Source organism: Confluentibacter lentus (assembly GCF_002806995.1).
In the GTDB taxonomy this organism is placed as follows: Bacteria; Bacteroidota; Bacteroidia; order Flavobacteriales; family Flavobacteriaceae; genus Confluentibacter; species Confluentibacter lentus.
Genome location: NZ_NIHE01000006.1, coordinates 108,179 through 128,709 on the forward strand (window position 1 = coordinate 108,179; position 20,531 = coordinate 128,709).

General features: G+C 34.1%; 19 protein-coding genes and 1 pseudogene. 13 read left to right on the forward strand and 7 right to left on the reverse strand.

Going from position 1 to position 20,531, the window contains the following annotated elements:
• Positions 1–9: 9 nt before the first annotated feature.
• Together CDH50_RS11940 and CDH50_RS11945 are read right to left on the reverse strand one after the other, a co-directional pair.
• Positions 10–404: pseudogene (locus CDH50_RS11940) on the reverse strand (FluC/FEX family fluoride channel).
• A gap of 10 nt (positions 405–414) precedes the next feature.
• The gene (locus CDH50_RS11945) at positions 415–1,455 is read right to left on the reverse strand and encodes an SRPBCC family protein (protein WP_100612510.1); all 1,041 of its coding nucleotides are present in this window, start codon (positions 1,453–1,455) and stop codon (positions 415–417) included.
• Between the two features lie 170 nt (positions 1,456–1,625).
• Here CDH50_RS11945 and CDH50_RS11950 point away from each other — a divergent pair, with 170 nt between their 5' ends.
• Both CDH50_RS11950 and CDH50_RS11960 read left to right on the forward strand, forming a co-directional pair.
• The gene (locus CDH50_RS11950; RefSeq protein WP_100612511.1) at positions 1,626–3,665 is read left to right on the forward strand and encodes a dipeptidyl-peptidase 3 family protein; all 2,040 of its coding nucleotides are present in this window, start codon (positions 1,626–1,628) and stop codon (positions 3,663–3,665) included.
• A 578-nt stretch (positions 3,666–4,243) separates the two neighbouring features.
• Complete coding sequence (locus CDH50_RS11960) at positions 4,244–4,630, forward strand: pyrophosphohydrolase domain-containing protein (protein ID WP_100612513.1); 387 nt, start codon at positions 4,244–4,246, stop codon at positions 4,628–4,630.
• A 69-nt stretch (positions 4,631–4,699) separates the two neighbouring features.
• Here CDH50_RS11960 and CDH50_RS11965 read toward each other — a convergent pair whose 3' ends face one another.
• Positions 4,700–5,764 (reverse strand): branched-chain amino acid aminotransferase, encoded by a 1,065-nt coding sequence (locus tag CDH50_RS11965; RefSeq protein WP_100612514.1) that lies wholly within the window; start codon positions 5,762–5,764, stop codon positions 4,700–4,702.
• 88 nt (positions 5,765–5,852) lie between these two features.
• Between CDH50_RS11965 and CDH50_RS11970 the strand changes: the two genes are divergently transcribed.
• The 3 genes from CDH50_RS11970 (at position 5,853) to CDH50_RS11980 (ending at position 8,142) form a co-directional block, all read left to right on the forward strand.
• Positions 5,853–6,353, forward strand: a complete 501-nt coding sequence (locus tag CDH50_RS11970) for a DUF4920 domain-containing protein (RefSeq protein ID WP_100612515.1) — start codon at positions 5,853–5,855, stop codon at positions 6,351–6,353.
• A gap of 2 nt (positions 6,354–6,355) precedes the next feature.
• On the forward strand, positions 6,356–7,030 hold the full coding sequence (mnmD, locus tag CDH50_RS11975; RefSeq protein WP_100612516.1) for a tRNA (5-methylaminomethyl-2-thiouridine)(34)-methyltransferase MnmD: 675 nt from the start codon (positions 6,356–6,358) through the stop codon (positions 7,028–7,030).
• 200 nt (positions 7,031–7,230) lie between these two features.
• Complete coding sequence (locus CDH50_RS11980) at positions 7,231–8,142, forward strand: TIGR01777 family oxidoreductase (RefSeq protein WP_317044654.1); 912 nt, start codon at positions 7,231–7,233, stop codon at positions 8,140–8,142.
• A gap of 1 nt (position 8,143) precedes the next feature.
• On the opposite strand, the gene CDH50_RS11985 is transcribed toward CDH50_RS11980, so the two are convergent.
• Together CDH50_RS11985 and CDH50_RS11990 are read right to left on the reverse strand one after the other, a co-directional pair.
• Positions 8,144–8,557: a Dabb family protein gene (locus CDH50_RS11985; RefSeq protein ID WP_100612518.1), complete on the reverse strand. Its 414-nt coding sequence runs from the start codon at positions 8,555–8,557 to the stop codon at positions 8,144–8,146.
• A 79-nt stretch (positions 8,558–8,636) separates the two neighbouring features.
• On the reverse strand, positions 8,637–9,308 hold the full coding sequence (locus CDH50_RS11990; RefSeq protein WP_100612519.1) for a TonB-dependent receptor plug domain-containing protein: 672 nt from the start codon (positions 9,306–9,308) through the stop codon (positions 8,637–8,639).
• Between the two features lie 162 nt (positions 9,309–9,470).
• Here CDH50_RS11990 and CDH50_RS11995 point away from each other — a divergent pair, with 162 nt between their 5' ends.
• The 6 genes from CDH50_RS11995 to CDH50_RS12020 all read left to right on the forward strand — a co-directional run bounded on the left by CDH50_RS11995 (position 9,471) and on the right by CDH50_RS12020 (position 15,966).
• Positions 9,471–10,022, forward strand: a complete 552-nt coding sequence (locus tag CDH50_RS11995; protein ID WP_100612520.1) for a nucleotide exchange factor GrpE — start codon at positions 9,471–9,473, stop codon at positions 10,020–10,022.
• A gap of 52 nt (positions 10,023–10,074) precedes the next feature.
• A complete protein-coding gene (gene dnaJ, locus CDH50_RS12000; RefSeq protein WP_100612521.1) occupies positions 10,075–11,193 on the forward strand; it encodes a molecular chaperone DnaJ in 1,119 nt (372 codons plus the stop codon).
• A 284-nt stretch (positions 11,194–11,477) separates the two neighbouring features.
• Positions 11,478–12,404, forward strand: coding sequence for an ABC transporter ATP-binding protein (locus tag CDH50_RS12005; protein ID WP_100612522.1), 927 nt, complete (start codon positions 11,478–11,480; stop codon positions 12,402–12,404).
• Between the two features lie 4 nt (positions 12,405–12,408).
• Positions 12,409–13,722, forward strand: coding sequence for an ABC transporter permease (locus CDH50_RS12010; RefSeq protein WP_100612523.1), 1,314 nt, complete (start codon positions 12,409–12,411; stop codon positions 13,720–13,722).
• 1 nt (position 13,723) lies between these two features.
• Complete coding sequence (locus tag CDH50_RS12015) at positions 13,724–14,614, forward strand: mechanosensitive ion channel family protein (RefSeq protein WP_100612524.1); 891 nt, start codon at positions 13,724–13,726, stop codon at positions 14,612–14,614.
• A 188-nt stretch (positions 14,615–14,802) separates the two neighbouring features.
• Positions 14,803–15,966: a sigma-54-dependent transcriptional regulator gene (locus tag CDH50_RS12020; protein ID WP_100612525.1), complete on the forward strand. Its 1,164-nt coding sequence runs from the start codon at positions 14,803–14,805 to the stop codon at positions 15,964–15,966.
• A 57-nt stretch (positions 15,967–16,023) separates the two neighbouring features.
• On the opposite strand, the gene CDH50_RS12025 is transcribed toward CDH50_RS12020, so the two are convergent.
• Positions 16,024–16,770, reverse strand: coding sequence for a hypothetical protein (locus CDH50_RS12025; RefSeq protein WP_100612526.1), 747 nt, complete (start codon positions 16,768–16,770; stop codon positions 16,024–16,026).
• A 126-nt stretch (positions 16,771–16,896) separates the two neighbouring features.
• On the opposite strand from CDH50_RS12025, the gene CDH50_RS12030 reads away from it, so the two are divergent.
• Positions 16,897–17,763 (forward strand): PPK2 family polyphosphate kinase, encoded by an 867-nt coding sequence (locus tag CDH50_RS12030; protein WP_100612527.1) that lies wholly within the window; start codon positions 16,897–16,899, stop codon positions 17,761–17,763.
• A gap of 126 nt (positions 17,764–17,889) precedes the next feature.
• On the opposite strand, the gene lysA is transcribed toward CDH50_RS12030, so the two are convergent.
• Positions 17,890–19,125 carry a diaminopimelate decarboxylase gene (gene lysA / locus CDH50_RS12035; RefSeq protein ID WP_100612528.1) on the reverse strand — a complete coding sequence of 412 codons (1,236 nt, stop codon included), beginning with the start codon at positions 19,123–19,125 and terminating at the stop codon, positions 17,890–17,892.
• 202 nt (positions 19,126–19,327) lie between these two features.
• Between lysA and sucC the strand changes: the two genes are divergently transcribed.
• Positions 19,328–20,521 (forward strand): ADP-forming succinate--CoA ligase subunit beta, encoded by a 1,194-nt coding sequence (gene sucC, locus CDH50_RS12040; RefSeq protein WP_100612529.1) that lies wholly within the window; start codon positions 19,328–19,330, stop codon positions 20,519–20,521.
• Positions 20,522–20,531 lie beyond the last annotated feature (10 nt).

Here is a 20,531-nt window from a genome sequence, read left to right on the forward strand (position 1 = left end):
CACAAATATTTATATTGTTATCAAAAAAATCATTATTCTTTCTGACAAATTCAAGCCTTTATTTAGCTTATTTAGCCAAATACATCCCAAAAATACTGCTAAAAAGCCGATAATAAAACTGGTAATGGTGTAAATGGCAAAACTGGTAAAGTCTACAGATTTTAAAAATATATAGTTCTCATATGCAAACGTAGAAAAGGTGGTGAAGCCATCACAAAACCCCGTAGCAAGCAATAAGGTTTGGTTTTGGGTTTTGCTGCCAAACTAAGAATAATTCCTATAAGCATACTGGCTAAAATGTTGGCTGCAAAGGTACCGTAAGGAATGCCGTTTTCGGCACTGTTTAAATGTTTTCAAAGAATGTAGCGTAACGCACTACCAAAACCAACACCTAAAAAATGAATAAAATGCTTTTCATTCCGTTACAGTCATTTGTTTAATAGCAATATAAATGTCCGTTACCCAATCCGCTGGGTTGGGGTACTGAGTTTGGTTGGTGATGTAAACTTCCAGCATGGGGCCATCATCTGCAAACTCCAGACCGTTTTTTGGTATATAATCCCTAGCAACATCCCAAGCTTCTTTTAAATTGGTGTAGTTGCCTTTTAAGGTTGTTTTTACGGCTTTAAAAGCTGGTAATTCCCCTGTTAGCACATTGCTATCAGTGGTAATCACTCTATCGGTGGTTGGTACGCAAGCAGAAAATATGGCAGCGTTGTTTTGTTCGTCCCAAGTAATATAACTAACAAACGGTGCGCCGGCCATGGCAATGTTATTTTCTTGGGCATATTTGGTAATTTTAGGTAGCATATCTGCAATGGTCGATGATACCTCGTTTATTTTACTGGATGTGGTACTGTAAAGATAGTAACCCCCACCATGCTCTGTAATGCCGCTTACGGTAATGCTGTATTTTTTCATATCGGCAATAACGGTGCTGTCTAATTTATGCAAACCGTGTTCAAAATCGGGTGCTGTATTTTTTTCAATAGTGCCAGAAAAAACAGTGTACATTTTGGTCATAAAATCTTGTTTGCCTTTCATGCTCCATGTAACTTTGGTGCCTTCGTCGGTAGGTTCGAAATCCCATTGGATATCCGATTCCAATTTAAAAGGTTTTACAAAAGACATGAGTTGGGAAATAAATTGATTATCATTGGCAGCCAATGTTTTCATGGAGCCTTCGCCTAAAACGTCACCGTTCCAACTGTAATGCGCACCAACGCCAACGGTTTTTTCACCATAAGTAAGTTTGGCATCAGGTTCTTGTTCCATCCAAGGAGAGAATTCAGGCCAATTTTTAAAATCGTTTACTTTGTTAAATAACACAGAAACAGGGGCTTGAATCACCCGACTTCTGCTAAAGGAGAATTCATTGGGCTGTACTGCAATGTAAATGGACGTACCTATAATGGCTATTAATAATAAAAAGGAAATATATTTAAACGTTTTCATTTTAATTTTTAGAGACAACAAAAATCAAAGGTACGGTTTTTTAAATTATCCTTGATAAATTATTATATTTGTTACCTTAAAATTAAATATTATTCAATCAAAAATGCGTAATTGATATTTTTCAATAATAATATTTAATAAAAAGAGTGACTAACAATAAATAATTACAAATGAAATTAAAATTAATCGCAAGTTTATTGCTTGCAACAATTATTCTGGTAGCTTGTGGCCGGGATAAATCTGAAAAAACAAATGAGGAGGTAACTGCCGTAAACGATACGGTCTTTGAGTACAAAGTCGATGAATTTGCCGATGTTAAAGTATTAAGATACCGCATCCCCGATTGGGAAAAACTTACTTTAAAGGAACAAAAATTGGTTTATTATTTAACTCAAGCAGGATTATCTGGTAGGGATATCATGTGGGACCAAAATTACAGACATAACCTGACGATTAGAAAGGCTTTGGAATCTGTTTATAACAATTATACGGGTGATAAATCAACTGCCGATTGGAAAACTTTTGAAGTATATTTAAAACGTGTGTGGTTTAGTAATGGTATCCATCATCATTACTCCAGTGATAAAATAAAACCGGATTTTGGTCCAGAGTATTTAAAACAACTTTTAACGGATACGAAAACGGTTTTAGAAGGTGAGGCTTTTGATGTTCTTTTTAATGATAAAGACGCAAAAAAAGTAAACCAAGCCAAAGGGGTTGATAATGTGGCACTATCGGCCGTCAATTTTTACGGACCCAATGTCACCAATGCAGATGTGGAAAGTTTTTACAAAGCCAAAGTATCGCCAAATCCTAAAAAGCCATTATCCTTTGGGTTAAACTCACAATTGGTAAAGGAAAATGGCATATTGAAAGAGCGTGTTTATAAATCGGGGGGCTTGTACGGTTCTGCCATCGATGAGATTATTAAATGGTTGGAATTGGCAAAAGGTGTTGCCGAAAACAAAGCGCAAGGCGATGCATTGGGGTTGTTAATCGATTATTACAAAACAGGTGATTTACAAACTTGGGATGATTATAATGTGGCATGGACAGCTGCAACCGAAGGCAATATTGATTATATCAATAGTTTTATTGAAGTGTATAACGACCCGTTGGGTTACAGAGGTTCTTATGAAACGATTGTACAAATCAATGATTTTGATATGTCGCAAAAAATGAAAGTCTTATCAGATAACGCCCAATGGTTTGAAGATAATTCTACGTTAATGCCAGAACACAAAAAAGAAAGTGTCGTTGGTGTTACATACAAAGTAGTTAACGTAGCGGGCGAAGCGGGTGATGCATCGCCAAGTACGCCAATCGGTGTTAATTTACCAAATGCCAATTGGATACGTGCCGAAGTTGGTAGTAAATCGGTGTCACTAGGAAACATTACTGAGGCCTATAATAATGCAGGAAGCACAGGTCGTTTAAAGGAATTTGTAAATGATGATGAAGAGTTGCAGCTAACGGAGCAATACGGACAATTATCGGATAAATTACATACAGCGTTACACGAAGTTATTGGTCATGCGTCAGGAAAACTAAATCCAGGTGTTGGAGAAACAAAAGAAACACTTAAAAATTATGCCTCAACCATAGAAGAAGGGCGCGCCGATTTGGTGGCACTGTATTATCAATACAGCCCTAAACTTCAAGAATTGGGATTGGTAGATGATTGGAAAAAAGCAGGTATGGCGGGATATAATGACTATATCCGAAACGGATTGATGACACAATTGATTCGTTTAAATTTAGGGGATGATGTGGAAGAAGCCCACATGCGTAACAGACAATGGATTTCGGCTTGGGTATTTGAAAAAGGAAAAGCGGATAATGTGATAGAGAAAATCAGCAGGGATGGAAAAACCTATTTCAATATTACTGATTATGATAAACTTCGTAACCTTTTTGGAGAGTTATTAAAAGAAGTACAGCGTATAAAATCGGAAGGCGATTATGCTGCTGCGGAAACTCTAGTAGAAACCTATGGTGTGAAAGTAGATCAGGTTCTTCATAAGGAAATTTTGGAGCGTAATAAACAATTTAATTCAGCGCCCTATTCAGGTTTTGTCAATCCAGTATTGGTTCCGAAAACCAATGATGAAGGAGATATTACAGAGATTATGGTTACATACCCTGAAACATTTTCAGGACAAATGTTGGATTACAGCAAACAATATAACTTCTTGCCAGAAATTAATTAAACACTTTTAGATAACATGTTTAGAAAACAGAATCTTTTCAAGGTTCTGTTTTTTTGTTTACACTAAACACTAAAAGAATTAAATTCAAAATAATAAGGACACTAATGATAATTAAGATTTTCATTTCTTGAATGGGTTTATTTGCTAGATGCACCATTTTATAAATGGTTGCGTAAAATAGACTACTTTTTTTACAAAAGGTTTAATTTACTTTGTAATATTAATATAACAAGTGAGGTTTCAATTACCCTACCCAGTTGCTAATTAGAAGATTACTTAAAAAAGAATTTTATAGCACTTATAGACAAAATAAAACCAATAAAAGCTATCAATACCCAAATGCTGCCAGCATAAAATTTCTTATGAAGTTTCAAATCTTTTCTATATGTGTAGGCAATGACTATTGCAAAAACGATAATGAATAAAATGGCAAAATAGATTTGACCTTTACTGAACATATGTTTATTTTTATGCAAAAATAAGAAATAATCAATGAAATGCCCGTTTGGAAATTTACAAACTAATATCAAATTTCAATAGGGTATAACATTTGACCTCTAAAACAATTTAAAAAGCAAATGAAAAATAAATTAGAAGCTGTAAAAGAATTTCACACGGCGTTTAAAATCGGACATCTAGAATCTCCAAAAGCAGATTTAGGTGCAGAAAAAAACAGACTTCGATTCAATTTAATGAAAGAAGAGAACGAAGAATATTTAGAAGCAGCCAATAATAACGATTTAGTTGAGGTTGCTGATGCCCTTGGAGATATGCTTTATATTTTATGCGGAACTATTATAGAACACGGTTTGCAGTACAAAATAGAAGATGTTTTTGAAGAAATACAGCGTAGCAATATGAGTAAATTGGGAGAAGATGGGCATCCCATTTATAGAGAAGATGGTAAAGTGCTCAAAGGTCCTAATTATTTTAAGCCAGATATAGCAGGTATTTTAGACAAATAAAAAGAGAAGCTTAGCTTCTCTTTTTATTATCAATTTGAATTCCTTACTTTTTGTAAGAATTAGGAGGGTTTACACCTTAATTCTCCATCCAAAAGGGTCTTCAGATTTGTTGGTTTGAATATCGGTGATATACTTTTTTATAAAAGCAGCATACGTTTCTTTTAATTCTGGCAAATCATAATCGATGCCTTTATATCCAAAACCAGATATGGGCGATACCACAGCAGCAGTACCCGCACCAAACATTTCTTTTAAACTGCCATCTTTAGCAGCATTCACTACTTCTGTAACGGTAATTTTTCTAACTTCAACAGGAATACCTTCGGCTTTAGCAATATCAATGATACTTTTTCGGGTAATACCATCCAATATTCTATCGCTAGTTGGTCCAGTAATGAGTGTGTCGTTTATTCTGATAAAAATATTCATGGCACCAGCTTCTTCTATGTATTCATGATTGGTGTCATCTGTCCAAATCACTTGCTGATAGCCTTTTTCAACAGCCAATTGTGTTGGGTAAAACTGACCCGCATAATTACCACCAGCTTTAGCAAAACCCACACCACCATTGGCAGAACGCGAATAGGTTTCTTCAATCAATACTTTAACGTTTCCAGAGAAATAAGCACCAGAAGGGGCTAATGCAATGACAAATTTATATTCATCAGCAGGCGATGCATGAAATCCATTCCCCGACGCAAAAATAAAAGGCCTTATATACAAAGAACTGCCTTCTTTTTTAGGAATCCAGTTACTATCTACTTTTAAGAGTGCTTTTAAGCCTTCCATAAAAATCTCTTCCGGTAATTCAGGCATTGCTAATCGCTTTGCTGAAATATTCAAACGTTTAAAATTCTCTAGCGGACGAAACAACCAGACATTATCATCCGTGTCTTTATAGGCTTTTAAACCTTCAAAAACTGATTGTCCGTAATGGAATATTTTTGCCGAAGGATCTAAAACAATAGGTTGATATGGCACAATCTCTGGAGACTGCCATTTACCATCTTTATAGTCACATACCAACATGTGATCGGAAAAAGTTCTTCCAAAATTTAAGTTGTCAAAATCCACTTCATGAATCTTTGTAGCTTTTGTTTTTGTGATTTTTATATCACTCGTTAATGTATTCATAAATTCATGTCTTTACGTGAACAAATTTAAGTAAAATAGCTTTGAAAAAATGGGTATATTTACAACAAAACGTTAAAATTCAAACTTTATGAGGTTAAAAAATGTGTTCTTCGTAGGTATTTGTATTTTTTTAACAGTAGCCTGCAAACAAAATACAGAGAAAACGGATCAAGATACTGAGGTTGCTGGATATGCATCTTTCGGAAAAAATATTAGCACAGCCGATGCTTTAAATCAGATGGATGCCTTATTACAATACGAAATAATGAGCGTTGGCGATACCATTGAGTCTAAAATAACAGCAAAAGTTAGTGAAGTTTGTCAGGCAAAAGGCTGTTGGATGACTTTAAATTTAGAAAATGGCAAGGAAGTTATGGTAAAATTTAAGGATTATGGTTTTTTTGTTCCCAAGGATATTGCTGGCAAAGAAGTCATCGTGAACGGACTTGCCTATGTTGATGACATGTCTGTGGAAAAACAAAAACATTATGCTGAAGATGCTGGCAAGAAACCTAGCGATATAGCGAGCATTGTGCAGCCAAAGAGAACCCTGTCCTTTGAAGCAGATGGGGTATTGATTAAAGAATAATTTTGGAGCGTAACGTTATTATCACTGCCGACGGTTCTTCAACCATCTATTTACCGGAATGGGATGAGCCCTATCATTCTAAACACGGTGCCATTCAAGAAGCCTATCATGTGTTTATCAAGCATGGCTTCCATTTTTTATGTGAACAAAGCTATAATGACATGGCTATTTTAGAAATCGGTTTTGGCACAGGATTAAATGCTTTTATAACCTATATGGAATCTGAAAAGCTACAGGTTTCTGTAGATTATTGTGGTGTGGAAGCGTATCCAGTTTCAGCAGAAGACATCGTGAAGATGAATTATGTAACCGAATTAAAAGCAGAAAAAAAAGCATCATTTTTCGAAAAGATGCATCAGGTATCTTGGGAAAAATCCCATAAAATAGCATCCCATTTTTCACTTACAAAACAAAACAAATTCTTTTCAGATATAGAAGATCAAAACAAGTTCAACCTCATTTATTTTGATGCTTTTGGAGCTAGGGTACAACCAGAATTATGGACGGAAACCATCTTCCAAAAAATGTATGACGCATTAAAACCTAATGGCATTTTAGTAACCTATTCTGCTAAAGGAAGTGTACGAAGGGCTATGCAAGCCGTTGGTTTCAGCGTAGAAAAATTGCCTGGCCCACCAGGGAAGAGGGAAATGCTTAGAGCTACTAAAAAGCTCTAAGTATTCGGCACAAGCCAAATGTTGCGCGCTTGCAAAGAAGTGTAACATTCAACTAAGCTAAATGCTCAGGGCTTGTAAAAAATATAATTTATTGTTCGTTGTTCATTGTTCATTATTCATTGCTCATTGTTCATTGTTTCTGTTAAACCTAATATAAATAGAACGTTTGTACTCTTATCATTTTGTAATTTTATAAAAAAATGATGATGAAAGTTTTAATTACGGGTGCAACAGGGCTTATTGGGAAAGAAATAGTTAAACGTTGCCATAAAAATAACATAGATGTTAATTACTTAACCACAAGCAAGTCTAAAATTGAGAACACAAAAAATTATCAAGGTTTTTACTGGGATACTAAAAACAAAGAAATAGATGTAAATTGTTTTAAAGAGGTTGATGCCATTATTCATTTAGCTGGTGCCACTATTTCTAAGCGATGGACGCCTGCTTACAAAGAAGAGATTATAAATAGTAGAGTTGAAAGCACCCAACTTTTAATTGATTCCTTAAAGGGAGAGTCGCACACCATTAAACATGTTATTGCTTCAAGTGCTATTGGAATCTATCCAGATTCGATAACCCATTATTATGATGAAACATTTAAGGATTTTGATGATACGTTTATAAGTGACGTTGTTGTAAAATGGGAGCAAAGTGTAGATGGTTTTTCTAAATTAGATATATTAGTTTCTAAAGTCAGAACCGGATTGGTATTATCAGAAAAAGGAGGAGCACTTTCAGAAATGGTAAAGCCTATAAAAATTGGATTAGGAGCTTCTTTTGGAACAGGAGAACAATGGCAATCGTGGATTCATCTTGACGATTTAACTAATATGTATCTTTATATTTTAACCAATTCATTAGAAGGCGTTTATAATGGTGTCGCGCCAAATCCTGTTACTAATAATGAGTTGACAAAATCCATTGCTAAAACATTAGACAAGCCCTTATTTTTACCCCAAATACCTAAGTTTACTATGAAACTCGTTTTGGGAGAGATGCACACGTTGTTATTTGACAGTCAAAGGGTCAGCTCTAAAAAAATAGAAGAGATGGGCTTTAATTTTAAATTCAGCTATTTAAAACCAGCATTGGAGGATTTGTTGGGGTGATTTAATTCCAATAATCAACAACCAAAACATCATCCAAATGCGGACTTAAAACATCCACAAAGGATTTGTGGGATGGATGAGGTAAATATACAGCTCTGTCTTCTTCACTATCAAAAGTGACCAAAAAACAATGTGTAAATCCTTTGTTTAATCCTTCAGGACTGTTGTTCAATCCCCATTCATAGGCTTTAATTTCTTTAATTTCTGAAGGTAATTTTCCAAAGGCCGTTTCTACTTCTTTGATATCAGCAGGTGTTGATGATTCTTTAAATTTGAATAGCACCACATGGCGCAATTGTTTGGTCATTTCTTTTGTATTGGTTGTTATTTCAGGTTTTTGGTCTGTTTCATTTTTTTTATCAACGCAACTACATATTAATATAGAAGTAAATAGTAGTAAAAATTTTATTTTCATTTTGCTTAAATTTAATGGTTAGTTGGTTTTTAAATAAAAATATAAGAAAAGTGTAAAAGTTTATAAAACGATGGTTTGCTTACTTAGTGGTAATTAAAATAACCCCGTTGGCACCTCTAGACCCGTAAGCAGCGGTTGCTGATGCGTCTTTTAATACATCAATTGATTTTATATCCCTTGGGTTTAAATTCTTTAAAGAGCCATTATACTGTGAACCATTAAGCATGATAAGAGGTGCATCACTGGACATTAAACTGCGATTTCCTCTAATTGTAATTCCTAAATTCCCACCTTCTTCAACAACACTAACACCAGGAACAGTTCTTAAATAAGTTGCCATATCCAAATTGTTTTCTTGTTCGATAAATTTTTCGTCCACAGAACTCACAGATATAGTGCTTTCCGATTGCTTAATTTTTCCATAGCCAGTATTAACCTCTTTTTCTTTAAAAGCTTTTTCATCATACTTTAAAAAGATATTGATGATGTCTTTTCCTTTCACAGCTATTTTTTGCGTTTTGAAACCTTCTTGCGAAAAAAACAATTTTCCTTTTTGAGGAACGTCAATAGTGTAAAATCCAGTAGCATCAGTAAAAACTTCCACTTCACTGTCGTTTGTTTTTACACTAACATTGCTTAACGGATTTTTTGAATCATCTTTTACAATACCTTTTATGGTCGTATTTTGACTTGCTATATGCAAACTTGGTACTATGGATAGAAATAAAAGCATTAAGGTTCTACGTATCATGGCAATTGTTTTATTTAGTTATTTATTACGAAATTATGGTTTTTTTATGAAAATTTGTTTTCAATCGCTTATAAAAAAAATTTAATGACATTATGACATTTTTCTAATAATGGCAGTAATTTTGCCAATACGTTTACGTGTTTGTATTAATATCAGAAATATATGAGTAAAAAAGATAAGAAAGAGGATATAAAAACAGAAGCAACTACCCAGACTCAAACAGAAACTGCAGATTTAGAGCAACAAGTTGTTGAAGAACAAACCCTTGAAGAAAAATTACAAGAAGAATTAAGACAGGAAAAAGATAAATTTTTACGCTTATTTGCTGAGTTTGAAAATTATAAAAGACGCACTTCCAAAGAACGTATTGAATTGTTTGCTACGGCCAGTGAAGATGTCATGAAAACATTATTGCCAGTTCTTGACGATTTTGAGCGTGCATTAAGCCATATTGACGATGACAAAGAAGCGGAAGCTTTACGAAAAGGTGTGATGTTAATTTATCAGAAATTAATGAATACTCTGGAACAAAAAGGGCTTGTTGCCATTAAAATTGATAAGGGAGAAACGTTTAATGCCGACAACCATGAAGCAATTACACAAATTCCAGCGCCCACAGAAGATTTAAAAGGAAAGATTATCGATATTATTGAAAAGGGATATAAACTTGGCGATAAAGTCATTCGCTTTCCTAAAGTCGTTATTGGACAATAAAATATATTAATTTAAAAAATTCTTTCCATTGTAAAGGATTTAGTAAAGGAACATGGCAAAAAGAGACTACTACGAGATATTAGGTATTAATAAAAATGCTAGCGAAGCCGAAATAAAAAAGGCATATAGAAAAAAAGCTATAGAATACCACCCAGATAAAAACCCCGACAATAAAGATGCTGAGGCCAAGTTTAAAGAAGCTGCCGAAGCTTATGAGGTATTAAGTAATGCCGATAAAAAAGCTAGATACGACCAATTTGGGCATCAAGCTTTTGAAGGTGGCGGTGGCTTTAGTGGAGGGAACATGAATATGGATGACATATTCAGTCAGTTTGGTGATATTTTTGGCGGTGCTTTTGGTGGAGGCGGATTTTCTGGTTTTAGTGGAGGTGGCGGTCAACGCCGTGTAAAAGGAAGCAATTTACGCATCAGGGTAAAATTAAATCTTGAGGAGATTGCCAATGGTGTTGAAAAGAAAATAAAAGTAAGACGTAAAGTCCAAGCCCCAGGAACTACCTATAAAACATGCTCAACTTGTAACGGTAGCGGTCAGGTAACACGAATTGCCAATACCATTTTAGGTAGAATGCAAACGTCTTCTCCTTGTAACGTGTGCGGTGGTGCCGGACAAATTATTGATAAAAAACCAGCTGATGCCGATGCGCAAGGTTTAAAAGTCGTTGAAGAAACGGTGTCCATTAAAATACCGGCAGGTGTTGTAGATGATATGCAACTCAAAGTCTCAGGAAAAGGAAACGAAGCTCCTGGACATGGTATTTCGGGGGATCTTATTGTGGTTATTGAAGAAGAAAAGCATGATAAACTACAGCGTGAAGGTGATAATTTGCATTACGATATGTATATTAGTTACCCTGATGCGGTTTTAGGGACTTCAAAAGAAATTGATACCGTAACAGGAAAAGTGCGTATTAAAGTGGATGCTGGTGTGCAATCCGGTAAAATTTTACGCTTACGCGGAAAAGGAATCCCCAGTATAAATGGTTATGGCCGTGGCGATTTACTGGTGCATGTCAATGTTTGGACGCCAAAAACGTTAAGTAAACAGCAAAAGGAGTTTTTTGAATCCATGCAAAATGATGAGCATTTTGAGCCGAAGCCAGATAGCACAGATAAATCTTTTTTTGAAAAGGTAAAAGATATGTTTTCTTAGTATTAAAGCCTTAAAACATAGAATCCGTATTTATACGGATTTTTTTTGCTTATAACTTATCATATTCTTTTGTTGATAATTAAAAAAAAACTATATTTGAATATCACTAATTCATTTTAGTGATATTTTTCTTTTTCATAGCAATTTTTTTCCCATCCTTAATTTATTGAGGGTGGGTTTTGCTTTTATAGCCACAGCATTTAAATATTAAATTATCATAAAAGGTTGAAACTACTCCCTTAACATTTAATATATTTACGTTTCAAAGTCAATTAAAAACCAGTATGAGCAACTTACTAGAAGTCAATGGCGTTTCAAAAAACTACGGAGACTTTACGGCACTTAATAATGTGTCTCTAACGGTTCCCAAAGGAAGTATTTACGGATTATTAGGACCAAACGGCGCAGGAAAAACAACTCTTATTAGAATTATAAACCAAATTACGATGCCAGATAGCGGCAGTGTGTTTTTAGATGGCACGGCACTTAACTCAATTCATATAAAGGATATCGGCTATTTGCCAGAAGAACGTGGGTTGTATAAAACCATGAAAGTGGGCGAGCAGGCGTTGTATTTGGCACAATTAAAAGGTTTAAGCAAGGCAGAAGCTAAAATACGGTTGAAGTATTGGTTCGAACGCCTTGAAATCGGGGATTGGTGGAACAAAAAAATTCAAGAACTCTCAAAAGGGATGGCGCAAAAAATACAATTTGTGGTGACGGTTTTGCACAATCCGAAACTTTTGATTTTTGATGAGCCTTTTTCGGGTTTCGACCCTATTAATGCCAATTTAATTAAAGACCAAATTTTGCAACTTCGAAATGACGGTGCCACGGTTATTTTTTCAACCCATCGTATGGAATCCGTTGAAGAATTATGCGATGATATCATGTTGATACATAAATCGAATAAAATATTGGATGGAAAATTGTTGGATGTAAAACGCCAATTTAAGACCAACACGTTTGAGGTTGGTATTAAAGTTTCAGAGAAATTGAGCTTAGAGCAAGAATTGTCTCAAAAATTTCAAATTGCACCTGCTAATTTTAAAACCTTGGGAGATGAATTGAAACTCAATATAAAACTTGCGGAGAATGATAAAGCAAATGATTTATTGAGTTTTTTAACATCCAAAGGTGAAGTGTCACATTTTGTGGAATTGATACCAAGCGTGAACGATATTTTTATTCAAACAATAAAGAATAACTAACAGTATGAACCATTTACCACTCATTATAAAACGCGAGTATTTAACAAAAGTTAAAAATAAATCGTTTATAGTCATGACTTTTTTAAGTCCGATTATCATGATTATTCTAATATCTGTTGTTGCCTATTTGTCGCAATTAAATAATGAGAAACAGCGTGTTATTGCCGTTTTAGATGAATCAGGATTGGTAAAAGATGCGTTTCAAAATACCGAACACACAAAATACAATGTGTTTGAAGACATGACTTTAACAGATGCTAAGGCGATTGTTAAGGAAACATCTAATTACGGATTATTATATATAGGTAAATTAGATACCATAAATTTTGTTCCACAACACATGGAATTTTATTCAGAAGAATCACCGTCTCTTGGCTTAATTTCAGATTTGGAAGGCATTTTGGAAAATAAGCTTACAGACCTAAAGTTACAAAATGAGGGCTTTGATATCGAAAAAATAAAAACATCAAGAGCAACAGTTTCTATTGAACAAGAAAGTTTTGATGGTCAAAAAACATCCAAAATAGATAGCGTTCTAAAGCTTATTTTTGGAGGTATGGCAGGTTATCTGTTGTTCATGTTCATCATTATTTATGGCAATATGATTATGCGTAGCGTCATTGAAGAGAAAACAAGTCGTATTATTGAAGTGATTATTTCTTCAGTAAAGCCAGTCCAATTAATGTTGGGCAAAATCATTGGAACTTCGTTGGCTGGAATCACTCAATTTCTAGTTTGGATAGTATTAGGTGGCGTTTTACTGATTATTATTTCTACAGTCTTTGGAATTGATGTTACCCAAATGCAATCACCACAACAACAAATGATGCAACAAGCCATGGAAAATCCAGAGGCCAATATGCAATTACAAGATATCATGATGGCGTTTTACAATCTGCCCATTACCAATCTTATTATTGCATTCATTCTATTTTTTATTTGTGGTTATTTATTGTATAGCTCGTTATATGCTGCTATCGGTGCCGCTGTTGATAATGAAACCGATACCCAACAATTTTTATTACCAGTGATGATGCCTTTGATATTAGCCGTTTACATTGGCTTTTTTACAGTAATTGAAGATCCGCATGGCACAGTTTCAACCGTATTTTCGTTTATACCGTTTACATCACCAGTGGTTATGTTAATGCGCATTCCTTTTGGTGTGCCTTGGTGGCAACAATTGTTATCATTATTAATTTTAATTGGCACCTTTATTTTAATAGTATGGTTTGCAGCAAAAATTTACCGAGTAGGTATTTTAATGTATGGTAAAAAACCAAGTTATAAGGAATTGATAAAATGGATGAAGTATTAAAATGAATCAGGAGTTACAAAAAATAGAAGAAAAAATTAAAGAAAGTTCTCTTTGGGAAAAAACAAGTAAGTTCCTAAATGAACATGTCGATTTTACTAAAGATATTAGTATTTCGGTTAAAGATGTATTAATTGTTATTACTATTATTTTCATAACCACACTTATATTAAGATTGGTTTTAAGAATTATAACAAGAAAACTTCCAGAGGATGATAAAGGCAAGTTTAATGTTGTTTTTGGATATTTCAGATGGTTGGTCTATTTAATCATTTTGCTTATTACCCTAAATGGCTTAGGCGTAGATGTCACAGCCATTTTTGCAGCATCTGCAGCATTAATGATTGGTATTGGATTAGCCCTACAAACATTGTTTAAAGACATCATTTCTGGGGTTTTTATTTTAATTGATCAAACGGTTCATGTGGGCGATATTATAGAAATTGATGGAAAGGTAGGACGGGTCGAAGAGATTAAATTGAGAACAACTAGAGCGGTTACAAGGGATAATAGGGTTTTGATAATTCCCAATCATTTGTATTTAGACAATAGTCTTTATAACTGGACACAAAATGGAACAACGACAAGAGAGGTTGTTGATGTTGGGGTAGCTTATGGTAGCGATGTTCACTTAGTGAGAAAGCTATTAATACAAGCAGCTAGTACGCATCCTGACGTGTTGCCTGAGCCAGAAGTTATGGTCCTGTTTGATAATTTTGGCGACAGTTCATTAGACTTTAAAGTCATATTTACCTTAGCGGATAGTTTTGCGGCTAATACCCCAAAAAGTGATATCCGTTTTGAAATAGACCGCTTATTTAGAGAGCATAATATTTCCATACCATTTCCGCAGAGAGATATTCATATTATAGGACAGACAATAGACAATAGATAATAGGCTAGAGATTTTTTAGTTTACAAATTTAAAAACGCAATTGTTTTAGTAGGGGATAGAAGAAATATTGAACAATCAATTAGAAATATTAGAGCTGTAAATTAATTATGATAGGACAAAAATCTAATTTATATAGTATAGATGTCTTTTGTCTATTATCTTATATTTTTTAATCTAAAATAAAAAACATGCCAAAAATTTTAATAATAGAAGACGAAGCAGCTATAAGACGTGTATTGGCTAAAATTCTTTCCGAAGAAAATGATGCCTATCAAGTTGAAGAAGCCCAAGATGGTTTGGAAGGTATCGAAAAAATTAAAAATGATGATTTTGATTTGATTCTTTGCGATATTAAAATGCCTAAAATGGATGGTGTTGAGGTTTTGGAAGTTGTAAAAAAATTAAAACCAGAAATACCCATTGTTATGATTTCTGGGCACGGGGATTTAGATACAGCCGTTAATACCATGAGGTTGGGAGCTTTCGATTACATCTCTAAACCACCCGATTTAAACCGTCTACTAAATACCGTTAGAAATGCTTTAGATAAAAAAGAACTTGTTGTTGAAAACAAGCTACTTAAGAAAAAAGTCAGTAAAAATTTTGAAATGGTTGGCGAAAGTAAGGCCATTACACATATAAAAGATATTATTGAAAAAGTAGCACAAACGGATGCTAGGGTACTTATTACAGGGCCAAATGGAACGGGTAAAGAACTGGTGGCGCATTGGTTGCATCAAAAAAGTGACCGCTGTGAAGGTCCCATGATTGAGGTTAATTGTGCGGCCATACCAAGCGAGTTGATAGAAAGTGAATTGTTTGGACATGTAAAAGGTGCTTTTACAAGTGCTGTAAAGGATAGAGCAGGAAAATTTGAAGCTGCTAACGGAGGCACTATTTTTTTGGATGAAATAGGGGACATGAGTTTATCCGCACAGGCTAAAGTGTTACGCGCCTTACAGGAAAGTCGGATTCAGCGTGTGGGCAGTGACAAAGATATTAAGGTGGATGTGCGCGTCGTTGCCGCTACCAATAAAAATTTGAAAAAGGAAATTGAAGAAGGTAGGTTTCGTGAGGATTTGTATCATAGATTGGCAGTGATTTTAGTCCAAGTGCCACCTCTTAATGATAGACGGGAAGATATTCCTATGCTTATTGATTATTTCACCAATAAAATAGCCGATGAACATGGTAATACTAAAAAAGTATTTTCTAAAGAAGCTATCACATTATTACAGAATTACGATTGGACTGGTAATATCAGGGAATTGCGGAATGTTATTGAACGCTTAATTATATTAGGCGGTAATGAAGTTAGTGAAAATGACGTGAAATTATTCGCTTCAAAATAAAACAAGCTCCTTAAAATAAACACTTTAAGGAGCTTTGGTTTTTATATAATGCAAAAATTATTTGTCACATGAATTTAATTGTGCTAAATAATTTGATGTTAATCCTTTTAAGCTATTTAGATAATAGGATTTAATTTCATCAACGCTTTTTTGAGACACATCTGTAGTTTTATCATCAAGTTTTATGGGTTCATGGGCACAATTACAGACTTTTAGGGCATTATTATAACTTTCAATGTTTGATGAAATCGCACTTTTATAAGAATTAATCATTTGCTCTTTTTTCAGTTTTAATTCCATATCATTTTGTTCAGCCAATTTCACTTTAATTTCTTCTGCTCTGCGCTTTAATTCTTCTTGTTGCTGTTTTAATTTTTCTTGCTCCATTTGCAAAGAAAACAACTGGTCGGAACCATTACTTACTTGAATATCTTTCGTAGGAATGGTACATTTGTCAAGTTCGGTAACACTTTGTTGAGCAATATCCCTTGCTCTTTTAACAAAAAAACGCCCATCTTCATAAGTTTCGGCGGTTTCCACTTTAGCTAAAAGCTGAGCAGCTTCAAAAGCCAAATCGAAAGCAGTGTCACAACCGCATTCTTTTAATTTTTTCTTGGAACGCTCAAACACTTCTAAAGATCTATTAGCGTAATATTTTAAATGGGATATATTGTTGGAATTATATGAAGATTTAGCATGGGAATACGCGTAAATCAAATCCGAATTAGCATCATCACAAGCTGTTTGTCCATAAAAGACCAAAGAAGATAATGCAAAGCATAAAAAAAGGTAATGTTTTTCCATAACATTTGGTGTTAAGTTAATAAGTAGGTGGGTCAAATATATTAAAACCCTAATTAATAAGAATGTAGTTCGTCGAATATATGATTTTAGTATATTTAGGAGATATAATCAAACAAATAACAAAATATGGAGCCTATAAACATAAACGATTTTAAAATCACCTCAAGTATATCGATAAAGAATGCACAAACAAAAATGGTAATAGACAATGCTGATAAAGACATTGAGGATATAAGAAAAAAGCTTGGCGATATTCAAGATACGATGTATGCGCATGGAAAATATGCCGTTTTAGTTTGTTTACAAGGTATGGATACAGCAGGAAAAGACAGTTTAATAAGGGAAGTCTTTAAAGATTTTAATGCCAGAGGTGTTGTGGTGCATAGTTTTAAAGTCCCTACGGAGTTAGAATTAAGACATGATTATTTATGGCGTCACGCGGTAGCATTGCCAGAACGAGGTAAGTTTAGTGTTTTTAATAGAACCCATTATGAAAATGTATTGGTTACACGGGTGCATCCTGGTTATATTTTAGGTGAAAATATTCCAACAGTAAATTCGGTTGAAGATGTAAATGATACTTTTTGGGATAAACGTTTTGAACAAATAAATAATTTTGAAAAGCACATTGCCGAAAATGGAACCATCATTTTTAAGTTCTTTTTAAATCTTTCAAAAGACGAGCAGCGCGATAGGTTGTTAAGGCGTCTGGATAAAAAAGAAAAAAACTGGAAGTTTTCACCAGGCGATTTAAAAGAACGAAAACTTTGGGATGAATATCAAAAATACTACGAAGATGCCATTAACAGAACCACAAAACCACATGCGCCTTGGTATAATATCCCAGCAGATGATAAAGATTCCGCGCGCTATATTGTTGCCAAAATCATGTACGATACCTTAAAGGAATTTACCGACATTAGAGAACCGGAGTTGGATGACGATATTAAGGAAAACCTAAAAATGTATAAAGAGCAGTTAGAGAATGAGTAAATTTTAAATGTTTTGAAGCTTTTATAGACTTGTTAATTAAGATTGTATTAAAAATAATCACACGAAATTTTATAAAAAATGCCCAACAAACGTTGGGCATTTTTTATAACTAAGATTTAATACGATTTATTTAACCAATTGTTTTTCCTTTTTTGGAGCAAAATCAATGGCTATTTGATTGTTTAAAATATCTTCAAACGTTTCTCTTTTTCGAATAAGATGGGCTTTGTTATTATACCATAATACTTCGGCTGGTTTAAAACGTGAGTTATAATTGCTTGCCATGGAGAAACAATATGCTCCAGCATTTTTAAAACACAAAATATCACCATCATTAATTTCATTGATACGTCTGTTATTTCCGAATGTGTCCGTTTCACAGATATAACCAACTACCGTATAGAATCGTTCACGGCCTTCTGGGTTTGAAATATTGATGATGTCATGATGGGAACCATAAAACATGGGTCTGATCAAATGGTTAAATCCAGAATCCACTTGTGCAAACACCGTCGATGTGGTTTGTTTAACGGAATTCACCTGAGCTAAAAAGTAACCAGATTCACTTACCAAAAATTTACCTGGTTCAAAAGCTAACGTAAGGTCTTTGCCATACTCTTTGCAGAAATCATTGAATTTATCAGATAATTTTTGTCCCAATTCTTCAATATTGGTTTCAATATCGCCAGCTTTGTAAGGCACTTTAAAACCAGAACCGAAATCTATAAACTCTAAATTTTTAAATTGTTTAGCCGTTTCAAACAAAATTTCACTAGCATATAAAAATACATCAATATCCAAAATATCACTACCAGTGTGCATATGAATACCATTGATATTCATTTTAGTATTTTCTATAATACGCAGCAAATGTGGAATTTGATGTATGGAAATCCCGAATTTAGAGTCGATATGTCCAACTGAAATATTGCTATTTCCACCAGCCATTACGTGCGGATTTATACGAATACAAACAGGTGTTTTAGGGTGTTTGGTTCCAAATTGTTCTAAAATAGACAAGTTGTCTATGTTAATTTGTACACCGAGTTTGGCTGCTTCTTCTATTTCATGCAATGACACACCATTTGGCGTAAAAATAATTTGTTGGGGTTTAAAACCAGCAGCCAAACCAAGTTGAACTTCTTGCATAGAAACGGTATCTATACCAGAACCAAGCGTATTAAAAAACTTTAATATCGAAATATTTGATAATGCTTTGACAGCATAATTTATTTTTAATTTTTTAACCGATTTAAAAGCACTTGTTAATCGTTTATATTGTGATTCAATTTTTTCTGCATCGTAAATATAAATTGGGCTTCCAAATTCTTGTGCTATTTTCAGCAACTGACCTTTTTCCATAGTCTTTATTAATTTTCCGCAAAGATATTTTTTTACTTCCAATAAAAAATAAATAAATAAAAAATTTTACAAATTAAACAAATTGTTAATTATTTAACAATTTAAAAAAGTATATAGTTAAATGAGCATTCGCAAATAAAATGTTAGTGTAATTAATTGGTATTATTTACATTTGCCTTTCTTAAAAAAGATTAAGCAAGTTATGAATTTACACGAATATCAAGGTAAACAGATTTTAAGCAGTTTTGGAGTAAGAATTCAGAGAGGAATTGTTGCCCAAAACGCAAAAGAAGCAGTAACTGCTGCAAAAGAACTAACTGCAGAAACAGGCACAAGTTGGCATGTTATAAAAGCGCAAATTCACGCTGGAGGCCGGGGTAAAGGTGGCGGAGTTAAGCTTGCTAAAAATATAAATGAGGTAGAAGAGATTGCTGGAAAAATTATTGGCATGAATTTAATCACACCTCAAACGTCAGCCGAAGGCAAAAAAGTACACCAAGTGTTGGTTGCCGAAGATGTTTATTATCCAGGAGAAAGTGAAACCAGTGAGTTTTATATGTCCGTTTTATTAAATAGAGGTACTGGCAGAAATATGATCATGTATTCTACCGAAGGTGGTATGGATATTGAAACCGTAGCAGAGCACACACCACATTTAATATTTACTGAAGAGATTGATCCTTCAGTTGGATTATTGCCATTTCAAGCTAGACGTATTGCCTTTAATTTAGGATTGTCTGGAAATGCTTTTAAAGAAATGACCAAGTTTGTTACTAATCTTTATACAGCTTACATAAAATCTGATGCGTCATTATTTGAAATCAATCCAGTTTTAAAAACCAGTGATAATTTAATTTTAGCGGTGGATGCTAAAGTGACCATTGATGATAATGCGCTTTACAGGCACAAAGATTATTTGGATTTACGTGATTTACGTGAAGAAAACGCCATTGAAGTTGAAGCTAAAGAAGTGGGATTGAATTATGTTGATCTTGACGGAAACGTTGGTTGTATGGTTAACGGAGCAGGTTTGGCTATGGCGACGATGGATTTGATTAAACAAGCAGGGGGTGAGCCAGCAAACTTTTTAGATGTTGGTGGTACTGCCGATGCCGCTCGTGTGGAAGCTGCCTTTAAAATCATCTTGAAAGATCCAGCAGTAAAAGCCATTCTTATTAATATTTTTGGAGGTATTGTACGTTGCGATCGTGTAGCTCAAGGTGTTATTGATGCTTATAAAAATATGGGGACTATTAATGTGCCTATTATAGTACGTTTACAAGGAACCAATGCAGATATTGCAAAACAATTAATAGATAACTCTGGTTTGGCAGTATTGAGTGCTACCGAATTTCAAGAAGCTGCAGATAAAGTTCAAAAAGTATTGGCGCAATAACGTTTTTACT

Coding starts and splice junctions, on each gene's coding strand:
- CDH50_RS11995 (WP_100612520.1), top strand. CDS start 9,471: ATGAGTAAAAAAGATAAGAAAGAGGATATAAAAACAGAAGCAACTACC.
- CDH50_RS11980 (WP_317044654.1), top strand. CDS start 7,231: ATGATGATGAAAGTTTTAATTACGGGTGCAACAGGGCTTATTGGGAAA.
- CDH50_RS12025 (WP_100612526.1), bottom strand. CDS start 16,770: ATGGAAAAACATTACCTTTTTTTATGCTTTGCATTATCTTCTTTGGTC.
- CDH50_RS11960 (WP_100612513.1), top strand. CDS start 4,244: ATGAAAAATAAATTAGAAGCTGTAAAAGAATTTCACACGGCGTTTAAA.
- CDH50_RS12030 (WP_100612527.1), top strand. CDS start 16,897: ATGGAGCCTATAAACATAAACGATTTTAAAATCACCTCAAGTATATCG.
- dnaJ (WP_100612521.1), top strand. CDS start 10,075: ATGGCAAAAAGAGACTACTACGAGATATTAGGTATTAATAAAAATGCT.
- CDH50_RS12010 (WP_100612523.1), top strand. CDS start 12,409: ATGAACCATTTACCACTCATTATAAAACGCGAGTATTTAACAAAAGTT.
- CDH50_RS12005 (WP_100612522.1), top strand. CDS start 11,478: ATGAGCAACTTACTAGAAGTCAATGGCGTTTCAAAAAACTACGGAGAC.
- CDH50_RS11945 (WP_100612510.1), bottom strand. CDS start 1,455: ATGAAAACGTTTAAATATATTTCCTTTTTATTATTAATAGCCATTATA.
- sucC (WP_100612529.1), top strand. CDS start 19,328: ATGAATTTACACGAATATCAAGGTAAACAGATTTTAAGCAGTTTTGGA.
- CDH50_RS12020 (WP_100612525.1), top strand. CDS start 14,803: ATGCCAAAAATTTTAATAATAGAAGACGAAGCAGCTATAAGACGTGTA.
- CDH50_RS11985 (WP_100612518.1), bottom strand. CDS start 8,557: ATGAAAATAAAATTTTTACTACTATTTACTTCTATATTAATATGTAGT.
- CDH50_RS12015 (WP_100612524.1), top strand. CDS start 13,724: ATGAATCAGGAGTTACAAAAAATAGAAGAAAAAATTAAAGAAAGTTCT.
- CDH50_RS11965 (WP_100612514.1), bottom strand. CDS start 5,764: ATGAATACATTAACGAGTGATATAAAAATCACAAAAACAAAAGCTACA.
- CDH50_RS11950 (WP_100612511.1), top strand. CDS start 1,626: ATGAAATTAAAATTAATCGCAAGTTTATTGCTTGCAACAATTATTCTG.
- CDH50_RS11970 (WP_100612515.1), top strand. CDS start 5,853: ATGAGGTTAAAAAATGTGTTCTTCGTAGGTATTTGTATTTTTTTAACA.
- lysA (WP_100612528.1), bottom strand. CDS start 19,125: ATGGAAAAAGGTCAGTTGCTGAAAATAGCACAAGAATTTGGAAGCCCA.
- CDH50_RS11990 (WP_100612519.1), bottom strand. CDS start 9,308: ATGATACGTAGAACCTTAATGCTTTTATTTCTATCCATAGTACCAAGT.